We start from the raw sequence: 9,310 nt of genomic DNA, 5'->3' as shown, positions 1-9,310 counted from the left end.
ACGACTTCTCCGCCTGAGGTCACGGCGGTCAGTGAGCCGTCTTCATATTGCCTGCGCCACTTGAAGATCTGATTAGCATTGATACCGTGCAGTCGTGCGACGTGAGACACGGTCATGCCCGGTTCCATAGTCTGCTGAATAATGGCAATTTTTTCCTGCGGAGTACGACGCCGACGTCGCTCAGGTCCTGATAACACTTCAACCATCTTATTATTCTGACTGGTGTTAAACATAGTTCCAAGACTACCTCTTATTTTAAGAGAGGCGAAGTGTCTGGTGATCTAAGGGGCTAATCTAGTACCATTACTCATCGCACTTCTGGCTAAATTCTGTATATTGGAAACATCTTTACTCAAAGCGCTGATCGATTGTTCTGGATTAATCTTATTCAAAGCATTTTCAATTGCCTTGGTATAACCAAAATGGTTGCCTTGATGCCTTGCCATAGTGCTAACACCTTCATCTACCTACCTTAAGAATATTCCATTTCCAGCTTCATCAATATCATAACCAATTTTTTTAAGTATTGGATGGCTTGATAACTCTTTGGGAATAATATGGTGGGCTTGATAGCCACTCCATTTGGTAGAACGTTTTAATCCCATAGCCTCCATCATATTTTTACCGAGCCGAGTGGAACATCCTTCAAGTCCTAGCGGATCCACCCAAACCATTGGATCATCAACATAACTAAAAGTGTTCACCCCACCCATCAACCCTATCGGGTCCAACTGGGTGTAACGCCCGCCGCACGGGTCATAGTACCGGAAAGTGTTATAGTGCAGACCGGTTTCGCGGTCAAGATACTGCCCCTGGAAGCGCAGGTTCTGCTGCACATCCCAGTCAATGCCGGTGCGTTCCCGTGTGGTGCGTCCCCAGGCGGCAAACGCCCCCTGCCAGACGGTGTCGCCTCGGTTATCCGTCACCCGATCCGGCAGACCATTGATCTCGGTGTGATACCAGTAAACCTCAGCGTGTTGCTGATAGCTGTCGACGCGCACCACCGGTTCATAGCTGTTTTCCGCATACACATACTGCACTGCGGCCTCGGGTTTGCTGTCGCTGTGCTCACACACCATCTGCATGCCGGACCACGAATGGTGTGTGCATTCCAGTTGTACAATATGGCACCATCAAAGTGACTTTCCGGTATGGCGTACCGAGTGTGTCAAATAAAGAAGTTAATGATAGTGTAAGGGTGCCTCGGGGAATTGGGTGTATAAGGAAGAGTTGCGGGGAAGGACAGGAACTTGGTCGGGATAAGAGATAAGGATGAAATTAACCAAAAGATAAGGACGGAAGGACCGACATGATCGCTTCCGACTTGTTTATGGTTCTTTTTGTTTTATTATTGCTTCATGATAATAAAAAAATCTTCATCCATATAAATAATCGAACCAAGCATCAAAATTTGAAGATCCAATTATATTTTCCACTCGAAATCTCAAATCGTTTACAAAATCACCTTTAATAACATCATCGTAATCAGCTATATCAAATATGTTAAAAGAACCGTAAACCACGTCAATGGTTTCAGCCAGGCAAAGAATAAAACCGGGGAAGTCATTAGCAATTTTGAAAGGTTTTCCAACATCATAATTAGCATAAACTGGAGTGTTAGCACTCTCAATATGTGCAATTATTGGCTTCCCTCCACCGAAATCATCAGCTATGACTAACGAGTCATCAGACAAACTTTGATATCCTGATTGTGCGGCTATGATCGTATCAAGTGAAAATATTTTTATAGGTGAATAACCAGTTTCTATTTTTATATCGTTCGGCTTTAACGCAGAATAAAACTCATGCAATTCATATGATGATAATATTTTCACCCTTGTTTCATCACTAATATCTTCAGGTAGTGTTTTTGAATCCATTCCTGCGATTGAATGCTTATTTAAAATAAAGACCAACTTTTTAATCGCTTCATTTACATCTATCATAATCACCTCTGAAAATATTAAGTTCAACACTTAACCATTCTTGTTCGTGTTGCCACACGATCGATTAGGCGTCCTTTACCTGCATTTTCAAAGTTACCCCGATGCCCCGGCCAAAGAGTTCCAACTTCACCATTACACTTAACACTATTAATATGTCGTGGCAATGAGTGGTCAAAAAAAGCCGGAAGGATCATTCTGACCACTTCCAGCTTCATTTATAGTTCTTTATTACTTTTACTTTACACTAAATACTTTCCTTAGGAAGTTCTGTATTAGTATATTACAACCTAATCAAATCATTAATATTATTACTGCTACGATTCGATTTTATGAATGACAACAAAATATCATATCTTTCTTTTTTAAACTTAACTTCATAGAACCCAGGTGAGAGCTCAAAGAAAATGCCTGACATATAATCTGAACCATCAGGCTCAAGATCTCCGCCACTAGTATCCTCACCGGCACCAATAAACACCTTCCCAACTGGAATATTCAAAAACAGTGACCCATATCCGTCTTTAAGATCATCACAAATTTCAACCGTGTAGTCACCATCACTGCCAAGGTTTAAAAATAGAACATTCCCTTTATTAATTTCACCTACTTCATCATCAGGAATACTCCACCAATCAGGATCATCATTAACTCTGTGCTTTAAAGAAGCCACGTCAAAAACAGATAACGTCGCAGTATCCGTTGAAAAAGAGAATTTATTAGTCATATCTTGCTTTTGTTAAGAGGTAAATTCGTTTCACATCGCTTAATTTTGCACAACTCAGAATTGTTCAAATTCACTTGCTAAAGAATTCAATATTTACCATTACTATTGAAAATATTAATGCAATGATATTAATATTAGCTAGAAGTATGAATTCTAAATATAGACAGAGTCAACACAAACCCTTCATTGTAAAAGGTCAGTTCCGTAATCATTTAAAACTGACCAATAAAAAATCAAGAAAAAGGCTTTACTTTACTAATTGACGATTTATTTAACAACCCCCGCATAGAAGATAAGTTATCCTCTATATCCCTCTCAACCTTATTAATAGAGTACTCAGGTGAACCACCTAATACTTTAATTTTAATCAACTTCATTAAATAGACTAGTCTCAAGTCAAAAGAGATGGCTAAATCTTTGTTTTCTCCGCTAGCAACTGACTCAGCTAATTCAACGCCTTCTCCTGCCATAAAGCGATTATGAACATTATTTCTTATTTTTTTGAGCATGCCCTCGCCGGAATCTAAAACACTCTTTATTTTCAAAACAGAATCGTTATATTTTTCATCATCCTGCTTCAACAGTGCCAACTGTGCTCTCAGAGAAATCGAAAACTCGATCCAAGTCCAATAATCATAATCATTATCAAACCCAATAGAAGATAATTTTTCAGATATAATTTCAGCATCATCAAATTCATCATTCACATATTGAATAAATGCAAGTTTTGATAATGACTCCAGTACCATCTTTCCAGTTTTTAAATTTTTCGCTGGAATACTCTCAATCTTCGATTTTAAAGAAGAGGTTTTCTCAGATAATTCTGTAATAATATTGTCAAATTTCATTCCAAACCTTCTTATTCAACGACAATTTTTACTTTAGTACCATCAGGGAACGGTTTTAAGGCATTTGCTATTGAAGAGCCCGCACCTCGGTTATCACTTGGATCAATGTACCGCACACTTGCACCTTTCCCCCCCTCTCTGAACATCGCCATTGGGAACTCATCTCGGTCATATCCTTTTAAGGTAGGGATTCCTTTAAGCGATTCAGCTCTGTTTATGCTGGCAGATGCTCTATCTATAGTGAATATATCGCGTTTATCACTGAAAATAACATCTTTAATATGACCGAATGTTTGCTTGTATTCTTTATGAGTAAGTACCAGCACGATATCGTGAGTAACGCCATCTCCCTCACGGACACTACATCCTTTCCAACCCATAGGATCTACCCAACCTATAGGGTCTGTCACGTAAGTATAATTATTCAATCCACCCGCTAACCCTATCGGGTCCAACTGGGTGTAACGCCCGCCGCACGGGTCATAGTACCGGAAAGTGTTATAGTGCAGACCGGTTTCGCGGTCAAGGTACTGCCCCTGGAAGCGCAGGTTCTGCGGCACATCCCAGTCAACACCAGTGCGTTCTCGTGTGGTGCGTCCCCAGGCGGAAAACACCCCCTGCCAGACAGTGTCACCGCAATTATTTGTCACCCGGTCTGGCAACCCATTGATCTCGGTGTGATACCAGTAAACCTCAGCGTGTTGCTGATAACTGTCGATGCGCGCTATCGGTTCGTAGCTGTTTTCAGCATAGACATACTGCACCGCAGCTTCGGGTTTGCTGTCGCTGTGCTCACCCACCATCTGCATGCCGGACCACGCGTAATGCGTGCATTCGGGCTGCACCGCATTGCGCCGCCACACCTGCTTGCCGATGCGACGGCCCAGCGCATCGTACTGATACTGCGCGCGGGTATATTCGGCATCCCCCTCAATCAACACCTCGCAAATGCGGTGTTCATCGTCGTAACTAAAATGCTGCACAATGCCGCGCTGGCTATCATGTCGTTCGGTTATACGACCAAAACCGTCGTATTCCCAGCGAATGCCTTCCAGGCGCTTCAACAGGTTATCCCACACCGGATGCAGATCTTCGCTGGTGCGGTTATCCGCCGCGTCATACCAGAAACGTTCCTCGCCGCCCGGCTGAATGCTGCGCGTCATTCTGCCTGCGGCATCATAGCCCCATAAAGACTGACTGTATTTTTCTGCCGGGCTGGAAGGTGCGCCATCGGTGACAATCTGGCGAATGATTTGGTCAGCGCGATCCCACTGATAACGCCGTTCCGACACCAGCCGCTGGCGCAAATTATCGACGCTGCGACGCTGGGTAATGCGCCCGGCAATGTCGTACTGCGTCTCCAGTTCCAGTTCACCCTGGGTGCGATGCGTTTCGCGATGCAGACGGTCACGCTGATAGCCCGCCAGCGCATGCGTACGCCCACCTAACGTTAACTGCATCTCCAACAGATGACCGGTACCATAGCGCAGGTACTGCATTTCACGCCCATCGGGGTACACAGAAGCGCTCAGGTTGCCCAGCGCATCATACTGGTGGCGATATTCGCCAGAATGATTCTGTTCACTGACCAGCCGACCTAACGGGTCGCGTTGGAATACCATCACTTCCGCGCCAGTCGGTTCACACTCGTTGATGATGGCCTGGCGCCATGCATCGTATGAGAAGCGGTGGATCTCGATGCTCAGAGCATGGTAGCGATACTCGGTGCGGTGCTGCGGCGTTTCGCGCGCCGCCATCCTGCCCAGAACATCGTATTCATAATTCACCACCGTTGGTGCCAGTTGACTGTCGCGCACAGGGTGACGGATCAACGTCTCCACCTGCTGCACGCCGTTGTACTGGTATTCGGTTTTACGTCCGGCGTAGTCCTGCTGCTGCGTGAGCAGTCCGGCTGGCGTGTAGTCAAAATGCCACTGCTGTCGGTTGCCGTTGGTTAGTGTCACCAACCGTCCGGCCCGGTTGAAGTCATAGCGAGTCACCTGTCCGGCGGGATCAACCGCCTCAATCACCTGACCGCGCGCATTGAGCGTTACCCTGCGTTCCAGCATGCCATCAATATTCTGACCGCATAGCAACCCGGCCTGGTTGTACTTAAACAGCGTTTCCCGCCCGTCGGCGCGAACATAGGTTTGCAGGCGTCCCGCTGCGCTCCACTGGTAGCGATCGGTGTTACCCAGTGCATCGGTAGTGCTGATCAATTTTCCACAGGCATCGTACTGCCGCTGGCTTTGATAGCCCGAGCAGTCCTCTTCACGGATCAACTGCCCGCGCATGTCCCACCAGAATTGATGGCTGTTTTCCAGCGCATCGATACGTCGCGTCAGATCGCCCTGTTCATTCCATTCAAAACGGGTAACGCCGCCTGCGGGATCGGTCAACGCGACCACATCACCCGCCAGATTGTAGTCGTATTGCCACAATGCGCCGTCCGGCAGTACCTCCTTGAGCGGCAGCGCGTACAGCGGATGCCAGGTGGTGATGCGGGTGCGATCCAGTGGGTCGCGCTCCATCGTCATATTACCGCGTTCATCCCAGGCGTATTCCCAGCGTGCACCGCCTGGCTGCGTCATCGCCAGCAGCTGTTCGCTGTTCGCCGCCCAGTCGAACGACCAGTCTCCACCGTGTGGGTCGCTCCAGGCGGTAATACGGCTGAGGGCGTCCCAGTGGTGCTCGCTGCTAACGCCTTCATCATTGCTGACACGCGCAAAGCGCTGCTGCTCATCTGTCTCAATGCGCCAGCTCTCCAGCACCTCATCCCGTTCGTCGCACACCTGATACGCATGGACGCGCCAGTGCCGTGAGTTGTGTGCAGGCCGCCACTGATACCGGATCGTTAGCCCGGTCGCATAGCTGTGCCATGCCATCATATCGCTCGCCTGATCCCAGCCGTAGCGACGAGTGACGATAGCGTCGGCGTCCGTCACGGTCGTCAGTTGCCCCTGGTCGTTATAACCGTAGGTAACCAGCAGATGACGTGCCCCTGCCGCAATCTGGTAAACCGCGCTCAGACGCCCGGAATGCGTGCCATATTCCAGTTCCACATCCAGCGCGTCGTTATCGCTGGAGATACGAACCAGTTTGCCTTCATCATTCCAGCTAAAATGCTGTACGTTTTCGTGGCGGTCATAGAGACGATGGATGCGCCACTCGCCCGGTCGCGTTGGATCCGGCTCAAACAACTGATGCTCACCTTCGCTGGTCTGCATCACCATCGCGCCATTCGGGCTGCAAAACAGCTTCAGCCCCTCCTGCTGGAAATCAATCACATCGCCAGGGTTGACCTCCCCCATGCCCAGCTCGCGTCCGGTCATGTCCTGGTAGATCAGTTGATTATCCGGCAAGCGCCAGAGGCGAACTTCAAACGGCAGCATCCAGCCAGTACCGAGCATACCGGTAGCCAGATTGCGGCTGTGGTAGATACGCTGCCAGTAGAGCGGCATACGATCCGGCAGGACAAAATCGAGATCCTCTTCGCGTGCGAGGATTTTGGCCCCGGTGGCGATATTTACCGGGTGTAAGGTCTGGACAGCGGCTTCCATGCCAATGTTGCCGAAAATCGGGCAGATCGTTTCTTTTGCCAGATCGCGCAAAATCAAGCGGCTGAAGCCAAAGCGGTACAGCTCCGGCAGGATACCCACCAGCGCACCGCCGATCAGGTTCCCCGCCATGTACGCCCAGATATTTTTACCGCTGTGGATGTCACGAACCGTAATGGTATCGCCACCGATGCGCACCCGCGGATTTTCACTCAGTTTGATTTCCGCTTCGCAGGTACTTTTGTGTCCGTTACGTGCGGCGGGTTGATTGTTGATCAGTACCTTTTTCGAACCCTGCGCAATAAAATTGCTGCTGGTGACCATATGACCTTTGGTGCAGGTCACGGTATCGAGCGGCAGCGGAGTCGCATACGGACTGGCGCTCTCCACCACCGGCTGCATCAGGCTGGTCCAGACGTTTTTACCCCAATCCTTAACATCATCCAGTGAGAGATGACTGGCTCGCTCGGCTACCGCCATCAGCGCGGCACCGGGGTTAAGCGCGGTCTTCATTGCCGCCGCCACGCCGGTCAGCGCCAGCATGCCTACCGCCGCCCAATCGATGCCATTGTCAGCCGCCGCTGGCGCATTAAGATAATCGCGCGACACGCTACCCGCCGCGCGCGCCGCCAGCTTCCCTTTGATATGGACGTTGCCGGATCCGCTGACAATAAACGCATCCGGCGGTCCGGGGTCAATAAGGCTGTCGACCAGTGACGCCGCCGCATTGCTGATCGTCTCCAGGCCGCCACTGAACACCAGCGTAGCTATTGCTACGCCACCCAGCAGCGCACCAACGCCGGTTCCGGCGGCGATCACGATGCCAGCGACAATCGCGCCTTCCACCAGGCCGCCGACAAAATCCGCCAGCGCCGAACTGTGCACCAGCGGATCGCCGATACGCGCCGCGAGATAATCTGTCATCCTCAGCCTCCCGGTTGCAGACCAGCTTTGATCGCGGTCCAGAAGGCATCTGCATCCGCATCAAACGGCTGCATCCGGCTGAAGGTAAACGCCAGCAAATGGTCATTCACTCGTGCCACGGCGAGCTTTTCATACACCATCACATGTTGATTTTCGAAGCGCAGTGCTACCTCACGCGCCGGTAAACCGGCAACGTCGCTGTCCACCACCGGCCCCAACACCACCTTTTTCATATTGCGTTTAATTTTGGCCAGTTGCTGGCTGAGGTATTGCTCCTCATCCCCCACCGGGATATCCCACGCACGGGTGATCACCAGGGTCGCATCGGCGAACTTCAACACATTGATGCTGTGATCCTGGACTGCGCCAGGCAGGTTAAGTACCCCTTCAGAGAGGGCAAAAGGGACGGTTTTCATGCGTTATCTTTTCCTTGATTAAATGCCGCTTTGACGGCGTCCTGGATTTGCGCCGGGGTTGGCTCTACGGCGGGCAGTGCGCCGGGTTGCTTCAGGTTGAGATCCAGCGTTCCGCCGGTGTTGATCTGGCCAGTGCCGGATGCATCAATATTAAAATTCACGCATTGCAACGTGACCTGACCGTTAGCACCTAATTCCAGCACCGACTGGCCCGCCACCAGGCGGATGCCGCTGTCGGAAGCCTGCACAATCGCCCCCTGGACACGCTGAATAAAACCGCCCCCCACCAGTTGGGAGTGGGCCAGTTGCGTCGCCTCCGTGTGGCTACCTGACACCGTGCCGTTGTAGTCCTGGGTGACACTGACGGTACGCGAACCGCCAACGCTGTGGGTCTCGTCGTTTTTTACGTTGGTATCCATGTTCTTCTGTGCCTGGATCCATAGCTGCTCTTCGCCCGCCTTATCCTCAAAACGCAGCGCATTGGCGGTGTCTGACGTGCCATCTTTCGAGCGACTGAGAAACCCCATCTGCGTCGCCGCCGCGGGCAGCGCCCAGGGTGGCATACTCGCCTCGTTATACACGCGGCCAATGATCAGCGGGCGATCCGGGTCACCATTGATAAAATCCACCACCACTTCATCGCCGACACGCGGGATCTGCACCCCACCAAAGCCCTGGCCCGCCCAGGCACTGGAGACACGCACCCAGCACGAACTGGTGTCGTCACCTTTTGCCAGTCGGTCCCAGTGGAATTTCACCTTCACCCGGCCATAGCGGTCGGTCCAGATCGATTCACCTTTTGGCCCCACCACTTTCGCGGTCTGCGGGCCATGCGTTTTCGGCCACGGCGTTCTGGGGGGCGCACGATAGGTGATCGTGGTGGGTAACACGGTAA

Annotated in this window: 7 protein-coding genes and 1 pseudogene; all 8 read right to left on the bottom strand. The window is 50.4% G+C overall.

Going from position 1 to position 9,310, the window contains the following annotated elements:
* Positions 1-206: transposase (locus tag CTZ24_RS26735; RefSeq protein ID WP_208723780.1), on the bottom strand; the 206-nt coding region annotated here is incomplete at its 3' end.
* 75 nt (positions 207-281) lie between these two features.
* A pseudogene (locus CTZ24_RS16090) lies at positions 282-1,079 on the bottom strand (RHS repeat-associated core domain-containing protein).
* 297 nt (positions 1,080-1,376) lie between these two features.
* Positions 1,377-1,976, bottom strand: a complete 600-nt coding sequence (locus CTZ24_RS16085) for a hypothetical protein (protein ID WP_208724057.1) — start codon at positions 1,974-1,976, stop codon at positions 1,377-1,379.
* A 250-nt stretch (positions 1,977-2,226) separates the two neighbouring features.
* Entirely contained in the window at positions 2,227-2,670 is a 444-nt protein-coding gene (locus CTZ24_RS16080; protein WP_208724056.1) for a DUF6386 family protein, read from the bottom strand.
* 233 nt (positions 2,671-2,903) lie between these two features.
* Complete coding sequence (locus tag CTZ24_RS16075) at positions 2,904-3,518, bottom strand: DUF6707 family protein (RefSeq protein WP_208724055.1); 615 nt, start codon at positions 3,516-3,518, stop codon at positions 2,904-2,906.
* 11 nt (positions 3,519-3,529) lie between these two features.
* Positions 3,530-7,999, bottom strand: a complete 4,470-nt coding sequence (locus tag CTZ24_RS16070; protein WP_208724054.1) for an RHS repeat-associated core domain-containing protein — start codon at positions 7,997-7,999, stop codon at positions 3,530-3,532.
* Between the two features lie 2 nt (positions 8,000-8,001).
* Positions 8,002-8,415 (bottom strand): DcrB-related protein, encoded by a 414-nt coding sequence (locus tag CTZ24_RS16065; RefSeq protein ID WP_208724053.1) that lies wholly within the window; start codon positions 8,413-8,415, stop codon positions 8,002-8,004.
* On the bottom strand, positions 8,412-9,310 hold an 899-nt coding region (gene tssI, locus CTZ24_RS16060; RefSeq protein WP_208724052.1), incomplete at its 5' end, for a type VI secretion system tip protein TssI/VgrG. The genes CTZ24_RS16065 and tssI, both read right to left, overlap by 4 nt.

Source organism: Pantoea phytobeneficialis (genome assembly GCF_009728735.1).
Taxonomy (GTDB): domain Bacteria; phylum Pseudomonadota; class Gammaproteobacteria; order Enterobacterales; family Enterobacteriaceae; genus Pantoea; species Pantoea phytobeneficialis.
The sequence above is the reverse complement of the archived record's forward strand: the minus strand, read 5'-3'. Positions and strand labels throughout refer to the sequence as shown.

What these genes read in the sequence shown, in the direction of transcription:
- CTZ24_RS16065 (WP_208724053.1), bottom strand. Translation starts at nt 8,415, where the DNA reads ATGAAAACCGTCCCTTTTGCCCTCTCTGAAGGGGTACTTAACCTGCCT.
- CTZ24_RS16080 (WP_208724056.1), bottom strand. Translation starts at nt 2,670, where the DNA reads ATGACTAATAAATTCTCTTTTTCAACGGATACTGCGACGTTATCTGTT.
- CTZ24_RS16075 (WP_208724055.1), bottom strand. Translation starts at nt 3,518, where the DNA reads ATGAAATTTGACAATATTATTACAGAATTATCTGAGAAAACCTCTTCT.
- CTZ24_RS16070 (WP_208724054.1), bottom strand. Translation starts at nt 7,999, where the DNA reads ATGACAGATTATCTCGCGGCGCGTATCGGCGATCCGCTGGTGCACAGT.